The following is a 15,516-nucleotide window of genomic DNA, read 5'->3' as shown; positions in this document are numbered from 1 at the left end:
GACTGTCGATAGCCTAAGCCTACCAGAGTGACTCACCCGTCTCCGGGTTATACATTTCGTGATGTATGGTGTTGCGGTTTTCAATCAACGCATCAATGCTCGGTGATCCCGTCATGGCACGTTGAATCGCCAGTTTCATCGCCTCGTAATTAGTCCGATAAAGGTCTTTACGATCGACATCAGGATTCGCCGCCGCTTCCGGCGAAATCCAGATCATGGCAATGATGCAGAGTTCTTCTGCCTGTTCTTTCGGGATTACGCCTTCAATCACACTGTCCAGGACAGCATCAGCCACTGCAGATTGGACAACGCCGCCAAACAGGGCGACATAAGCACCGGATTTAATCGTGACTTTGGGCACAATCATAGTGGCCGGTTTGACCTGTTGATTGGTGGCACGGATGGCAAACATTCGGGTATGCCCCTCTGTTTGTCCCATCAGGTTGGCAAAGGCCATACCTGCCGGACCTTTAACACTACCAATCAAAATCTCGGGCATCGCATCGGTACCCTGATCATCACTTGCGAACACGGTGGCCTCACCGGTTCTAAACCAGACTGGTTCTGACATTATTTCACTCCAGAAAATAGAAAAAGCGCGCAATTTTATGCCTGTTTTCAGATGACTCACAAGCATTAATTGATCATGCGTGAAATCGCTAGAAAACGGTATTACCCAAAAGGCTTATTGGCTGAGAATCTGGAATAAAAAAAGCCGGCTTGTGCCGGCTTTTTTCAGTGTTTAATGTGTTTATTGATTGACCCACTCACCACTGGCGTTCCGACAAGCGGTGCCCGTCACCACCTCCTTGCGTCCATCCATGTAAACATCCATCTCGTATTCACGACAGGGCTGACCACCTGAATTGTAGGTCCGGGTCGGCGTGAAGTCGTAAGCATTTCCGGTATCAGGGTTCTGCCAGGTGTTGGTTCTACCCGTGGGGTAAGTCTCCAGGGTACTGGCTGCGCGGCGACGATCCAGTTCATCCATGTCGGCACCGATTTTGCCACCGATAATGGCACCAAGCAGTGTCCCACCGATGATAGCCGCTGTCTTGCCGGAACCGCCGCCGACATTAGAAGCCAATACGCCGCCAACAGCACCACCAACACCGGTGCCGACGGTTTGTTTATCAACGCTGCAACCTGCTACAAAGAGGGGCAGACTGAATGCGACCATTAGAATTAATCTGGATTTCATAGCTTCTCCTTTTTGAAATCAGCCATAATTTGACTCATCCTAGACAACTCAGGTTCAAGCTTGCACTGTTAAATTTGTTTTAATGCCTAATAGTTCACAGCTAGCTGGATCAAGATTGTTTCAGCAGGCTTATTTTTCACATTATTTTCGCTACTGGCCACCTAATATGACCATCTTTAGCTCTGGGAAAAAATAATGACAGAAACAAAATCAAAGCCTGCTGCAACGGGCTCTGCCACTCGTCTGCCTTGTCGGGGATGCACCAGAGATTGCAAACTGTATCCTGTCTGCAATGGCACGCCATGGCGCCTGTCGGACTCAAAATCACCACTTCATTAACGCTGCTTAAGGGCAACACGCCCGATAATACAGACAGTGTCTGAGGCAATAAACATAAAACGGTAGAGGCTGGGCTGTGAACGTTGAACTGCTGATCGTCGTCAAAAGCTTGTCAGCGCGGTGATTTGAAGAGAATCAACCGCCTTTGACCAGCGACAGTTCCCCCAGCGCCTGGGCAAAAACCGTATTCCGGCCCGCGGCCTTGGCACGGTAGAGGTGCCTGTCTGTCCGTCTCAACAGATCAAGGCCCTTTTCATCATGTGCGTTAAGTTCTGCAACGCCAATACTAATCGTGTAGTTTAAAGCATGGTTTTCCCATTCCACGCTGTCATTGCGTACTTCAGACATCAGGCGTTCGGCAATGACACTTGCCTCATCGATAGTAGTCCCAGGCAATAACAGTGCGAACTCCTCACCACCATATCGACAGACCACATCACCGTCACGGGTGACCTTTCGGCATAAAAACGATAAGGAACACAGCACCCGATCACCGGCCAAATGCCCGTATTTGTCATTGACACGTTTAAAGTGATCAACATCCAGCATTAACATGGACAAGGGTCTTTGTTCCTGACGTGCACGCAGATAACCAACATCCAGTTCCAGCGCCAATCTGCGCCGGTTCACCAGGCCCGTCAGCGGGTCGGTCTCTGCCTGAATCCGAAGCTCGGACTCCCGATGTTCACTGTGGCGGACGGTTCTGGTCAAATGTAAACGAGTCCAGAACAACCAGATAAGTAAGGCAGCCAGTAAGCTGAAAGCCAGACTGATTGGCCAGAGCCAGTGATTGAGCTTGTTTGATGTCTCTGGTGAATAAATGAAGCGTTGAAAATCGATGGGATCAGCAATGCCAATTTCACGGTACAGATCGGCGATCCTTTGCCAGCGTTCCAGGTTGCTGTAACCCAGTTCAATCAGCTCTGGCTGAATATAGCTCCTTAATACTCGCGCCTCTTGCAACATAAATTCCAGATCATAGTCAGCATTTCGAACTGGATAAGTCTCCAGGATATGCTTGGCAACCTGCTTCGGGTTTTGTAGAGCGTATGCCCAGCCACGTAACACGGCTTGCCTGAAACCAGCGACCAGCTCAGGCTGATTTCTCAGGGTTGATTCATTGGTAAATAGCAGATCACCGTAAAGATCAATACCGTAGTCCATGGGGGATATGACACTGGGCTGGTAGCCTCGACGCTCAAGAATAAAAGGTTCATCACTGGCGTAGCCGAAAATCAACTGACTTTCACCACTTTGTAAGCTGGCGAGGTTCCATTTTTCAGCATTGTTGTTAAGCCGGTTCATCTCTACGCCCGCGCGGGCAAGGGCAGTAATAATTTCAACATCTATCACCGAGGCAGATCTATCTGTCACCAATGGAAGTGAAACAGGGTTATTCCCGATGTCTTTGAGGCTGTTAATGCCATATTGCTCGAGTGTAATGAATACGGCAGGCGAACGCTGCATAATGGTGGCAAGCATCACCACGGGTAAGCCGTGAGCGTGATGAATCAGTAAATCACTGCGGGTAACGCCGAATTGAGCACGATGGAAAACCACTTCCTCGACCGGGTTGAGGCTGTCACCCTCTTTATTGACACCGGCGCGAATCTCAACATCGATACCCGCCTCAGCAAAATACCCCTGTGATTTTGCCGCGTAGTATCCGGCAAACTGAAATTGGTGATACCAGGGAAGTTGTAATATAACCTTGTCGGCCAGTGCCTGACCGGTAATGGTCAAGGCAAGCAGAAGAAAGGCGAGTCTATGGATTGATCTCTGAGGTAGGCACATAACGATGAGGCTTCGTCATCCTGACCTATCAGCCCTTCACCACTCCATTTAAGCCAGCAATTGAGAGCCCCTCAATGATGCAGAAATGTACTCTCACCAATTACCCGTCCCACACTTTCCCTGGACAGATATGTCTATATCAATCACTGTGAAGTCTAGCAAATCCTCTGCACACGACTACCCCGTGAAATGAGGGGGGTGTCATTTAAATTACTGGCTGTTTCTGGAGGCCTTTTATTGTTTTTCCACTTGTTGCTGACCAAGCTGAGTCTATATTCAGGCTGTGCTGATTGCCACTTTCAGCACACCATCACGCTGATGTGAGAACAAATCATACGCCTCAACGATCTGGTCGAGACTAAAACGATGGGTCACCATGGGCTCGAGGTTCAAGCGGCCGGATTGGATCACACGCATTAACCGACGCATCCGTTCCTTACCACCTGGACACAAACTGGTAATAATTTTGTGATCACCCAGCCCAGCACTAAAAGCATTCAGCGGAATCGACAGATCAGTAGAATAAACGCCCAGGCTGGAGAGCGTGCCGCCAGGTTTAAGCACGCGCAAAGCCGCTTCGAAAGTATCCTGTATCCCCAAAGCCTCGATCGAAGCGTCTACACCACGCCCGCCGGTGAGTTTCAAAATTTCATCTACGACGTCGACTTTGCGAAAGTCCAGTGTGATATCAGCCCCCATCTTTTTGGCCATGTCCAGGCGTTCATCCACCCCGTCCACGGCGATAATCAGGCCGGCACCGCGAAGACGCGCCCCAGCTGTGGCACTCAGCCCTATCGGACCTTGAGCGAAAACTGCCACCATATCGCCAATTTTAATATTGGCTGATTCGGCGCCGGCAAAACCGGTAGACATGATGTCCGGGCACATCAGCACCTGCTCATCGGTCAGTTCATCCGGGACGGGGGCAAGGTTGGCCTGGGCATCCGGCACCAGCAAATACTCAGCCTGCGCCCCATCAATCGTGTTACCGAAACGCCAGCCTCCCATGGGCTTGTAACCATGCGCATGGCTTCCACCATCCTGTGCCGGATGGCCATCCTGGCAGGCATAGGAATGAAAGCCCGGACAGATTGCACCGGCAATCACCCGCTGTCCTTCCCGGTAGCCGTTCACATTCTTACCCAGCTTTTCAATAATGCCCACGGGCTCGTGGCCTATCGTCAGCCCTGTTTCAACCGGGTATTCACCTTTGAGAATATGCACATCGGTTCCACAGATTGTGGTTGTGGTGACACGGATAAGCGCGTCATTGTCGCCAATAGCCGGCACGGGTTTGTCTTCAATCTCAATACGACCAGGCTCAACAAAAACCGCTGCTTTCATCATTTCAGCCATAACAAGCTCCCGTAGTTATCTATAAAACTAAATTTAACAGGGGGTTATGAGTGCTTCAACATCGATCAGCAATGAGACTGATCCAGATCAAATCTTGGCTGTGAAACACAAAATGTTTACTGTAAAGGTGCCAGCCAGGCTGCGCCACCCAGTCTTTCCTGTTGCTCCAGATTCCAGTGAGCACGTTCTAACAGGTGAGGCTGTGGCCGAGCAGGGTCGTAGTTGAGCGGACTGGGTAGCGTCGACGCCAGCAACGCAGACTGCATCGGTGTCAGTTGGGCAGCTGATTTGGAGAAATGATAGCGACTCGCGGCTTCCAGACCGAAAACCCCAGGTCCCCACTCAGCAATATTGAGATAAACCTCCAGAATGCGCTGCTTACCCCAACTCATCTCTATCAACAACGTAAACCACACTTCCAGCCCTTTTCTCAACCAGCTGCGCCCGGTCCACAGATACATATTTTTAGCCACCTGCTGGCTAATCGTACTGGCACCGCGCAGTGCTTTTCCTTTTGATGCCGCTTTTAACGCCGTCAGAATCGCGTCGAAGTCAAACCCCTGATGCTGGGGAAATCGCTGATCTTCTGATGCCACCACAGCCAGGGCGGCCCGTTTGGGGATTGCATCCCAATCGAGCCACTGCTGATGAAGATAGAAATTGCCCTCACTGCTCAACCAGCGGTCCGCCATCACCATCGTATAAGGCGGATTAAGCCAGCGAAACGGCAGCACCATCAACAGGCTGAGAGTCACCGCGGCCAGCACGATCAACAACAAATAGCGAATAAGCAGTCGTTTAAAATTTTTCACATCGAAATCCTAGCAGATGCTGTTCACGAGGTAACCAAATGCTGACACTGCTTGTGGCTTTGATACCAGTTTAGGTAGTATGAAGAGATTGTCAGTCAACGGCGGCTGCCGCGCTCATTAAAACCTGATTGGGATAGATTATGAATAAATTTTTTCTTGCCGGCCTGATATTGCTCTTGGTCGGTTGTACTACGGCATCGCCTAAACAGTTTTATCGTCCGGCTAACTCAGAAGCGCAACTTGAAATCAGCGGCCGTTTCAATGAACTCACCTTTGAACACCAAGTGCTTGTTAATGGTGAAACAGTCATAAAGGGTGACCTGCCTTACGATTATGAGGCGACAAGCTTTTCGGGTATTTATCAAGGTCGTACAGTCAGCTCAGACTGTCAGTGGAAAAAGAAAATAGACCTTTCCTGTCTGGTCAGTATTGATGGAGAAAAAGCCGCCACACTGACTTTCTAATATTATCACCGCCCCAGATTCATATCATCATCAGGTGAACGTTTTTCCTGCTCATCTGCCAGCAGGTTGACGATATGCTCAAATTGATCGCGTTCGTCAATGACGGCCTGTACACATTCCGGGTCAAGCTTTCCAGCCGCAGTCATTGATTGAAGCTCTATCAGTGCCTCATCAACAGACCAGGCCTTTTTATAGGGACGTCGACTGGTCAACGCATCAAAAATATCAGCCACGGTAGCGATTCTGGCTTCCAGCGGAATCTGCTCACCGTGGAGACCGTTTGGATACCCTGATCCATCCAGATATTCATGATGATATGCCACAATGTTCTGCATTACTTCGGTATCGCGCATGTCTACCAGATCATAGTCGGCCAGTAGCCGCCGCAGTAGTACCACGCCTTTGTTGACATGGGTTTTCATGATTGCACGCTCTTCCTCATTGTGCCGGCCGGGCTTACACAGAATACTGTCAGGCACACCGATCTTGCCGATATCATGCAAGGCAGCAAACATGAAAATATGTTCAATCCATTCATCACTAAGCTGATATTTCGGGGCAAGCTGTTGAGCGATTATATGAGCGTAATGGGCCATTCGGTCGAGATGCAGACCGGTTTCGAAATCCCTCATATCAGTAAAATCGCGAGCTACCTGAGTCGTCGCCAATAATGACTGCACCATCGACATTTCTGCGGCGATCGTCATATTGATGACTTGTACATGAAGCACCAGCTCACGCTGAGCGCTTTCACTGAAAACTTCCGGCTCTATCGCATCAAAGAAAATAAACCCGATAAAGCGTTGTCCATGCAGCATTGGCACAATAAAGGTAGATCGATAACCTTTCTCCCTGAGCCAGTCAGCATGGTTCGAGTCCAGCTTATCAAAGCTGTCAGCCTCATTGACGACACAATATTGGATTTTTTCTGCCAGCTCAGCCAGATGAGGGCAGTCAGACAGAAGCAGTTTTTGCGGCTCATCACGCGACCCAGTGATGCAACTGGTCAGGAATGTTTTCAGCTCATCCGTTTTGCTGTCATAGAGCGCACAGCTCAAACGGGTGATCGCGGGTATTTTTTGCAATACAGCCTGGTGAAGAATTTCCAGCCGACCGTTTAAAGTATCCGGTTGGTTGGCCAGCATGGAGATAACTCTTGCATCCATTTCAACCTCCCACTCCTGTGTATGGTTCGATATTACGCCTGGACGGGGCGACTTTAAAGTCATTTCGACCCGGCTTTTAAATTCACCTTAAACAAACAAGTTCTGCTACTATTCGCCGGCCGCATTCTCTGCGGATTTAGTCAGCCCTGCTATGCAGGGAGTTTCTTTATACAGGGATCATCAATGCCTAAAATTATTATTGACAAAAACCCGTCCGAAGCGCGTCTCGAAGAACTGGGAGTGGCCAGCTGGGAAATCTGGGATTGCCCGGTGACAGAGTTCAGACTGGATTTTGACGAAACTGAGAAAGCCTATTTGCTTGAGGGTGAAATTATTGTGACTCCGGATGGTGAGCCACCAGTGACCGTCGTTGCCGGTGACTACGTCGAGTTTCCTGCCGGTCTCAAAAGCTTTTGGCAAGTCACCAAGCCCCTTCGCAAACACTACAGCTACGACTAGACAACAAGGCATCTTCGGGTGCCTTTTTTCTTATTAGCTTTGGACTGCTGTTATATCAGTCGAACAATCAGGCTATCGCGCTTACGACATGGCTGGGCCCAGTAATATCAATATCGCCATGTTGCTCAGTCTCCAACTTGAAGCTGGCAAGATGGCCGGATTCAACTGGCGGAGCTGCTTTTAAGGCGTCTTGCTGTTCGCCTTGAAAACAATTAAAGGCGGGGTCAGGTCCCGGGCATGAGTGCCCGGGACCTAATCAATCAATAGAAATCAACGGTTGCGGTCAGACTGACTGTACGTGGTGCTCCCAGCACCAGATAGCCATTACCCGGGTAACCACCAACTGAAGCCCAGTAGTCACGGTCAAATAGATTGTGTACACGTGCTCTCAGTGTCAGATCTTGGTTGCCCATAGCGACGATGTAGCGGGCGCCAACATCCACCGTTGTCCAATCATCAACTTTGAGCGTATTCGCATCGTTTGCGTAACGTGAACCGGTATAAGTCACTCGAGTATCCAGTGCCAGACCATCAAATTGTGGTAGTTCCCACTCAGCGCCCATTGTTGCCTGCCATTCAGCGACCCCAATAACCTCATTACCATCAATAGACTCATCACCGGTGTCTTTTTGTTCTGCATCAAGCCAGGTCACACCACCGAGGAGTTTGATGTTGTCGGTTGCTTTGCCATATAAGGTCAGTTCCACACCCTGATGCTCATCTTCACCGGCTTCTGTGAAAACATTATTCTCAACATACGCACGTGGTTTTGTTGTTGTGAAATAAGCCAAACCGAGACCGAGCAATTCACTCTCATACTTCCAACCTAACTCCTTTTGCTCAGCCACATATGGAGATAGGGACTCGCCCGCATTGACAACCGGATTTCCTCCTGAACTAGCAGGTGCTGTCTGGCCTCTTGCAAGACTTTCGATGTAGTTCGCGTACACAGACATTTGATCGGTCAGTTTTACCACTGCTCCGATAGTCGGCGTAACCTCATTCTCATCATATTGCGCTGTACGACCAGTCTGATTTTGATAGTCATAGTCTTCACTTTTAAGCGTTTGATATCTTGCACCAAGCGTTAGCAAAAACTTATCTTGCATAAATGACAGGGTATCGCCCAAGGCAAAGCTGTTTAATCTCACGCGATTACCAAGCCGAGGATCATAAACATCGGCCAATGCTGGTTGTTCATAGTAGGTTGGGTTGTACAAATTACTTGTTAACCCACCTACAAAACCAAAAGCGTTTTTCGTTTCTGATACAAAATAGGAATAGGCAGTTACCCATTCATGTCCTACTGAGCCAGTACGAAAATTGCCTTTCAATCCGAGCTCGCCTGTTTGAACTCTGTCGATACGCTTATTATCAAACCGACTGACTCTACCTTCACCAGTTACACCACTTACAAGACTCAAGTTACCCAGGGAGTTTTCTTCTTCACCGTGACGCATACCGTAAGCAGCCCAAGCAGTGAGATTTTCGGCAAAATCATATTCAGCTCTGAAGGTGCCGAAATGGTCTTCTTCGTTAGAATAAGACCAAGGTTGAGCCCAGTTACTGCTTGCGTCAGGTTCAGAAGGAATAGTGCTAATTTCAGGAAACGGGAAGGAACTCAGCGCGACATTGGTTCTTGTTTCATCCAATTGATGATTTTGATAGCCAAAGTCTGCAGATAGGCGTAAACGCTCTCCTCGGTAATCCAACCCGATACTGAACAAATTTAATTCTGCCTCTTCGTCCTCAATGGAGGAGCCACCGTTATGATGCGCTGCATTAACACGGATGCCAAACTCGTCATTTGCACCATAGCGACGAGCTACATCAGCGGCAATGTTTCTGTCATCGTGATGAGAGGCTCCTAACGTAATTCGATTTAGGTCATAATTTGGTGCTCGCTTGGGTAACAAGTTGATAGCGCCTCCGATGCCGCCACCATTTGGATTGGCACCTGTTAAAAAGGATGACGCGCCCCTAAAAACCTCGACACGCTCAAACAATTCAGTAGCAATATATTGACGAGGCAGTAATGAGTAGAGGCCGTTGTAAGCAATATCATCTGAGTTAAGAATGAACCCCCTAATAAAATACGCTTCCTGAAAGTTACCAAAACCTCTCGCTACTCTGACCCCCGGGTCAGCTTTTAGTACATCCCCCACACTTTGAGCCTGGCGATCCTGAATAAACTCATTGGTATAGCTGGTAATACTGAATGGGGTTTCAAGATGATCTCTGGTGCCGAGAATACCGGCACGACCACCCTCAGCGACCTGACCACCCTCGAATGCCGGTGACAGCCCTTCTGCTGAGGCATCAGCACTGGCAGTAACGGTTAAGGCATCCAGCTCAACTGCTTTTTCTTCATTGCTGTCAGCGGCTAATACCGGGAAACTGAGGGATCCCAGAGCCAGCGCAATGCTGAGCGAGATCTGTTTGAAATGGGGTGACATCTACCTGTTCTCCAAAGAAATGCTTTGAGACAGTATTTTACGAGACGCCTATGATTATGTAAATGATAACGTTTACTATTTAGTTTTGTTGAGAATCTAGAGTCCGTTATTGCCATTAGCCGATCACAGTTATGTCAGAAACTGATGTCTGATTAAGGCGAGTCGCCTTTGTCTTTCACTATTCGCTGAATCAAACGTTTTCAGGGGACTTCAGGCTGGCTCACCCGCAGTGGGGAGACCGGGTAGTCTGTCAACTTCACTGTGTCTGATTGTGTGAGACTGATATTGGCGGCAGGTACCTGATAACAACGACAGCGATACAGCCAGCTGGGTAAAAGTGCATGAGCCAGTGTGGGCTCATAGGGGACATATTCTGGAGAGCCGTTCATATTCAAAGCCTGCGTCTTATGATCATACTGACCGTACAAGGGCGTGTTTTCCGGCCTCAATATGACGACTTTATCCCCCACCACCTCGGCAAAGTAGTCATCGTATTGCATAAAAGCACGGCCGGGTTTGCTTTGTTCTTCTGGCAGCGTCAGGTCCCGGCCTATCATTGGGTGTGAAGCCGAGATTCCCATTATCGACAGCACTGTGGTCGGCAGATCAATCTGGCTGGCAATAGTAGCAAGCCTGTTGGGTTCAATATCGGCACCCAGAATTAATCCGGGTATGTGATATTTCTCTATTGGAACCAGGTTATCACCCTCAACACGGTTGTGATGATCGGCCACTACCAGAAACACGGTATCTTTCCAGTATTCGCTCTGACGTGCTTTTTGGAAAAACAGCCCCAGTGCGTAGTCGGCATAACGGACTGCATTTTCCGGTGTTTGCTTTTTTCCCTCTATCTTTATCCGACCATCGGGAAACTCATAAGGAGAGTGGTTAGAGGAAGTAAAAGCAAAGCTGAAAAACGGTTGGTCACTCCTATGATGCTGCTGCAACCTTTCATGCAGTTTGTTAAATACATCTTCATCCGAGGCTCCCCAACTCCCCTCAAATACCGGATTCTCAAAGTGATCACGATCGATAATGTGCTGGAAACCATTACCTACAAAGAAACTTGCCATGTTGTCAAAATGCGCCTGCCCACCATAGATAAATTCGGTGAGATAACCTCTACTCTCAAGTAATGAAGCAATGGTAAAGAAGTTCTGCTGTGATAAAGACAACTTAACCACACTGCGCGCCCGGGTAGGCAGAAAACCACTGATTACCGCTTCAATGCCGCGTACAGACCGCGTGCCTGTGGCATAGAGGTTTTCAAACCACCAACCCTTTTCACTGAGCTTGTCCAGTTCCGGTGTGTCGCCGCTGCCACCCAGCGTTTTCACGTAGTCGGCACTGAGACTCTCCTCCAGGATCAGGACCAGATTGAGTGGTTTCTGACGCTGAATGCTTGCATGTTGTGGATTGATGATGGGTGGCTTAGCGTCGGCATTCACGATCAATTCGGGCTTCTCCTGATCGATTTCCGTCAGAATCTGTTCATGGCTAAGATCGCCATAGACCTCGTTGGATTGTTCCTCATGCTTGAGATTGTAAATGGCAAAATACACGGACCATGCTGAGTTCAGCATCAAGTCATTGACGAGCGGATCGGGTGTGATGGCAAAAGTAGAAGGATTTGCCGGACGGTGATCGAGAGAGGATCGAATCATCATTACCGTGAGTAGGAGCATCAATGGCCAGGCCAATATCGTCTTCCAATAAGCCCAGTCTGGCTGTTTCTGCTTCAGCCAGAGTTTGCTGAGCCGAAACATGGCATAGGCTACTGTCAGGGTAATGAGTAAACCGCCAATCAATGTCAGGCGATACCCCTCCCACAACATTGACATGACTTCCTGTGGATATTTCAGATACTCGATAAACAAGCGGTTTGGACGCTGACCATATTCGATAATAAAGGTGGGCGTGGCCAGTTCCAGAAATACAATAAGCGTCACCGTCAACACCGCCCACAGGCCAACAAGGCGTTGCCAGAACTGCCAGCTAAATTGATGCGCTAAGAACGGAATCACTAATAGCAGCGGTGCCAGCAACATGCCTGACAGAATAAGATCTACCCTGAGCCCATTCATCATGACTACAGCGAACTGGCCAGTGCCATCCAACCGTTCAAATTGCCAGACTGTCAGCAATAACCTTGATAAACCGAGAATAGTAAGATAAACCAACAGCAGTTTAATTAATGCTGAATATGGGCCAAGAAAACGGTTACCAGGATAAGTTTGCTGTGTCATCGCCTGTTATTTCTGTAGTAAAGCTGGCGAGACTCTAGCTTGCTTGGCTTAAAGTAAAATTAAATGTGCGTTATTGCCTTTGTGTCTTTTTGATCAAATCTTTCAGTAATTTTATTGGGTTATTCAGGCTACAAAACACCTTTAAATCAGGAAATTCCCTATTGATGACAGGGGTTTATCATGTAAGCTAGCAAAAAACTGCAAAGGAATGGCTGTGGCACAGTTTAATAGCACCTCCCATCCCAAGGTAAGTAATGATTTGCTCAGGCAATGGCAAACCATGCTTGATTTGCTGGCTGAATACATCGCGGTTCCGGTCGCGCTTATCATGCGACTCGACCATGACAAAATAACGGTTTGTGTTAAAAACAGCGCTGTCAGCAATCCTTATCAAATCGGAGAAACAGAAGTCCTTCTTGGCTCGGGCCTTTACTGTGAAGAAGTGGTGAGAAAAAATGCGCCACTATTCGTTGAAAATGCCCTCAATGATCCCGCCTGGCAGAATAACCCTGATGTGGAAAGGCACATGATCAACTACTTTGGTCTACCTTTACGCTGGCCTGATGGAGACATATTCGGCACGCTCTGTGTGCTTGACTCCAAGTCTCACCATTACGATGACAAACAACTTGGCCTGATAGAACAGATGCAACTGATGGTAGAAAGTCACCTGGATCTACTGGAAAAAAATCATAAACTGGAAAAATTAAGCCGGGATTTGAAAAATCTCGCTGACACGGATGAATTGACCGGTATCTGGAACCGTCGTGCCTTTATCGCGGAAAGCAATAAAGAATTGCAGCGCGCCCAGCGTGGTAAAAACCCCGTTTGTCTGTTGATGATGGATATCGATGATTTTAAAGAAATCAACGATGCCTTCGGTCATGAAGTCGGGGATGAAGTGCTTAAACTCTTTACTCACTGTATCTCAGCCAACAAACGCACCTACGATATTTTCGGACGCATTGGGGGTGAAGAGTTTGCCATGTTGATGCCTGAAACCCGACGCGCTGAAGCGATGGACCTAGCGGAACGGATTCGCAGTAAAGTGAGTGAAATTTTCTTCCACAAACACAGTGGTGACATCAAAATCACCGTCTGTATCGGTGTCTACGAACTGGCCAGTAATGACACCACGATTCTGGCGGCGCTTAGCAAAGCTGATGAAAGACTCTATGCAGCCAAACGCGCCGGAAAAAACAGGGTCATGGACTGCATCAGCTGAGTTAACCGGCCATCGGTTGCATACCACACTGACGTAATAATGCCTGCCAGTGCGCTGTGTGCTGTTTAATCGCCAAATCAAACTGCTGCCAAAGGCTGTCGTTATTGTTGATATTTAACACCTGTTGGTAATAAGGCTCGAAGGCGTCAGGCATATCAGACGCCTGAGCTCCGGCCAGTGCAGCCAGGCCGCCAAAAATCTGCTCGCCATCACGACTCACCGTCGAAATATAGGGTTGTATCCGGGCAATGTAGACATTAAAAAACACCCCCTTCACCCGCTCTGCCTGGGGATTAGGTCTGCCCTGATAGCATAATGGCTTTCCATCGATTTTCTGTTTCAGCAGCGCTGAAGCATCATTGAGACGGCTAATCAGTAATCGAACGCTGTTGATGAGCTGACCGCCACTGTGATCAAACACCCAACGTTGCTGAATCCTGCCCATTTTTTCCAGCGCCGCATCGGGCGAAGCTGATTTGAGGCTATGCAGTACCTCCCGGGCATGATTCAGGTCAGCGCTCAGTGCGCCCGGACTGACATGGGTCTCGCCCTGCTGATAAAAGCCGCTCGACTGACTCATGAGTTCTGCCATGGGTTCATCGGCCCAGACCGCATTCCAGAAATACTGTGGGAGAGAGGCTTTTTTCTGTTGTATCGCCTGCATCAGCGCCGTTTTCAACTTATCCTGCTCAATCTCAGGCAGACACTGCCCGGCTTTGTCGATAAACCGCAGTTGGTAACGCAAGTCATTGAGTGGCGTCATCACCCTGCCCATGGCGGAGTTACGTTCCCCAACAACCACCTGCAGTTCACAGCCATACAGCGACAGGAAATCCAGCATGTTGATTTTGATCTCATCAATATCAATCCGCCGATCACGCATTCGGGGAAAGGTCTGCACTTCCATCAGCGGCGTGGTCCGGGCATTCAGCTCCAGCACTCTGGCCAGACGCTCAATATAACTCTCCATCATGCTGTCAGGCTGAGAAAACGGATCACAGGCCGTCAACAACAGCATCAGGAGGGTGATGAAACAAAGTCGGAAAAAACGTGGCATGGACTCAGGTGATCAGCGTCATTGCCTGTTGCGTTGACAGAAAGATCTCGCTGTCAGTGAGAGCAACAATGTCATGTTCCTCACCGGATTGAGCAAACAAATAATCACCTTTGTGCAACTCCACCCCACCAATCAATACCTGACCGTTGAGAATCATCATCTCAGCCTCTCCTTGGTAGACATGCTGAGGAAAGTGCGCGCCTTTTTTCATTCTGATGATGGCCGTTCTGCCGCCTTTGTCATTGACTCTAAACAGACTTTTGTCGATGCCCTGTTGATCGGCGAACTGCCAGTCGCGCTCTGTTGCTCTGTTCACTAACATTGTTATTCCCTGATTACGCATTGCTTATTCGTTCAAGCCCGGGGCGCTGAGTGGCCGTATGACTGCTCACTGGGTTAGCTTGTGTATTGTCTCAGGTCAGCTGCCCGAGAATCGGTGGACACTCCCCCGACAAGATTGCTTATCTGTGATGTTCAGAACATCGGAGATGACCGGAGTTCCGGCCAGTCGATCAGTATTTCCAGGGAGGTTGAATGCTGAATCGGCGTTTGATGGCAAACGCCAGGCTTGGCTTAATCAGTAAATTACTGAGTGATCAGACGTAATTTGCTGATTTCAAAACACTTGCTCTGTATTATCTTGTAATCGTGTTAACAAAAAGTGTCAGGAGGTGAGAACCATGTGGACCAAGCCAGACTACAATGACATGCGTTTTGGTTTTGAGGTTACGATGTATATCAATAACCGTTAATCAAAACTGATTAACCGACTGGGAAACCCCGCTATGGCGGGGTTTTTCATGTCTGAAAATATTTTTTGACAGCAACAGATAAACCCGATAAATTGAACTCAGCTTGAAAGTTGATCTGAATATTTATTTTTCATTTCGATGCATTACCTTAAGTAGCTCGTCCTGTTTATTAATAAGTACTTCTGCACA

Annotated in this window: 14 protein-coding genes; 4 read left to right on the top strand and 10 right to left on the bottom strand. The window is 48.5% G+C overall.

Annotation, left to right across the window (positions count from 1 at the left end; genetic code table 11):
• Positions 1–19 precede the first annotated feature (19 nt).
• The 5 genes from fae to mtgA all read right to left on the bottom strand — a co-directional run bounded on the left by fae (position 20) and on the right by mtgA (position 5,502).
• Complete coding sequence (gene fae / locus OMQ46_RS03915) at positions 20–571, bottom strand: formaldehyde-activating enzyme (RefSeq protein WP_266235667.1); 552 nt, start codon at positions 569–571, stop codon at positions 20–22.
• A 180-nt stretch (positions 572–751) separates the two neighbouring features.
• Positions 752–1,201: an RT0821/Lpp0805 family surface protein gene (locus OMQ46_RS03910; protein WP_266235669.1), complete on the bottom strand. Its 450-nt coding sequence runs from the start codon at positions 1,199–1,201 to the stop codon at positions 752–754.
• A gap of 474 nt (positions 1,202–1,675) precedes the next feature.
• A complete protein-coding gene (locus OMQ46_RS03905; RefSeq protein ID WP_266235670.1) occupies positions 1,676–3,283 on the bottom strand; it encodes a GGDEF domain-containing protein in 1,608 nt (535 codons plus the stop codon).
• 327 nt (positions 3,284–3,610) lie between these two features.
• Positions 3,611–4,690, bottom strand: a complete 1,080-nt coding sequence (locus tag OMQ46_RS03900; protein ID WP_266235671.1) for an NAD(P)-dependent alcohol dehydrogenase — start codon at positions 4,688–4,690, stop codon at positions 3,611–3,613.
• 116 nt (positions 4,691–4,806) lie between these two features.
• Positions 4,807–5,502 carry a monofunctional biosynthetic peptidoglycan transglycosylase gene (gene mtgA, locus OMQ46_RS03895; RefSeq protein ID WP_266235673.1) on the bottom strand — a complete coding sequence of 232 codons (696 nt, stop codon included), beginning with the start codon at positions 5,500–5,502 and terminating at the stop codon, positions 4,807–4,809.
• Between the two features lie 140 nt (positions 5,503–5,642).
• Here mtgA and OMQ46_RS03890 point away from each other — a divergent pair, with 140 nt between their 5' ends.
• Positions 5,643–5,966 (top strand): hypothetical protein, encoded by a 324-nt coding sequence (locus OMQ46_RS03890; RefSeq protein WP_266235675.1) that lies wholly within the window; start codon positions 5,643–5,645, stop codon positions 5,964–5,966.
• A gap of 5 nt (positions 5,967–5,971) precedes the next feature.
• On the opposite strand, the gene OMQ46_RS03885 is transcribed toward OMQ46_RS03890, so the two are convergent.
• A complete protein-coding gene (locus OMQ46_RS03885) occupies positions 5,972–7,132 on the bottom strand; it encodes an HD-GYP domain-containing protein (RefSeq protein WP_266235676.1) in 1,161 nt (386 codons plus the stop codon).
• A 183-nt stretch (positions 7,133–7,315) separates the two neighbouring features.
• Between OMQ46_RS03885 and OMQ46_RS03880 the strand changes: the two genes are divergently transcribed.
• Entirely contained in the window at positions 7,316–7,591 is a 276-nt protein-coding gene (locus tag OMQ46_RS03880; RefSeq protein ID WP_266235678.1) for a cupin domain-containing protein, read from the top strand.
• A gap of 260 nt (positions 7,592–7,851) precedes the next feature.
• Here OMQ46_RS03880 and OMQ46_RS03875 read toward each other — a convergent pair whose 3' ends face one another.
• Together OMQ46_RS03875 and OMQ46_RS03870 are read right to left on the bottom strand one after the other, a co-directional pair.
• Positions 7,852–10,047: a TonB-dependent receptor gene (locus tag OMQ46_RS03875; protein WP_266235680.1), complete on the bottom strand. Its 2,196-nt coding sequence runs from the start codon at positions 10,045–10,047 to the stop codon at positions 7,852–7,854.
• 200 nt (positions 10,048–10,247) lie between these two features.
• The gene (locus OMQ46_RS03870) at positions 10,248–12,293 is read right to left on the bottom strand and encodes an LTA synthase family protein (RefSeq protein WP_266235681.1); all 2,046 of its coding nucleotides are present in this window, start codon (positions 12,291–12,293) and stop codon (positions 10,248–10,250) included.
• Positions 12,294–12,507: 214 nt separating this feature from the next.
• On the opposite strand from OMQ46_RS03870, the gene OMQ46_RS03865 reads away from it, so the two are divergent.
• Positions 12,508–13,518: a sensor domain-containing diguanylate cyclase gene (locus OMQ46_RS03865; protein WP_266235682.1), complete on the top strand. Its 1,011-nt coding sequence runs from the start codon at positions 12,508–12,510 to the stop codon at positions 13,516–13,518.
• 1 nt (position 13,519) lies between these two features.
• Here the strand turns inward: OMQ46_RS03865 and OMQ46_RS03860 are convergent, their stop codons facing one another.
• Positions 13,520–14,536 carry a DUF3080 domain-containing protein gene (locus OMQ46_RS03860; protein ID WP_266235684.1) on the bottom strand — a complete coding sequence of 339 codons (1,017 nt, stop codon included), beginning with the start codon at positions 14,534–14,536 and terminating at the stop codon, positions 13,520–13,522.
• A gap of 43 nt (positions 14,537–14,579) precedes the next feature.
• Positions 14,580–14,897, bottom strand: coding sequence for a cupin domain-containing protein (locus OMQ46_RS03855; protein WP_266235686.1), 318 nt, complete (start codon positions 14,895–14,897; stop codon positions 14,580–14,582).
• A gap of 358 nt (positions 14,898–15,255) precedes the next feature.
• Between OMQ46_RS03855 and pqqA the strand changes: the two genes are divergently transcribed.
• Positions 15,256–15,327, top strand: a complete 72-nt coding sequence (pqqA, locus tag OMQ46_RS16625) for a pyrroloquinoline quinone precursor peptide PqqA (protein WP_266235936.1) — start codon at positions 15,256–15,258, stop codon at positions 15,325–15,327.
• The last annotated feature ends 189 nt before the right edge of the window (positions 15,328–15,516 follow it).

The organism is Methylophaga sp. OBS1, assembly GCF_026319365.1.
The sequence above is the reverse complement of the archived record's forward strand: the minus strand, read 5'-3'. Positions and strand labels throughout refer to the sequence as shown.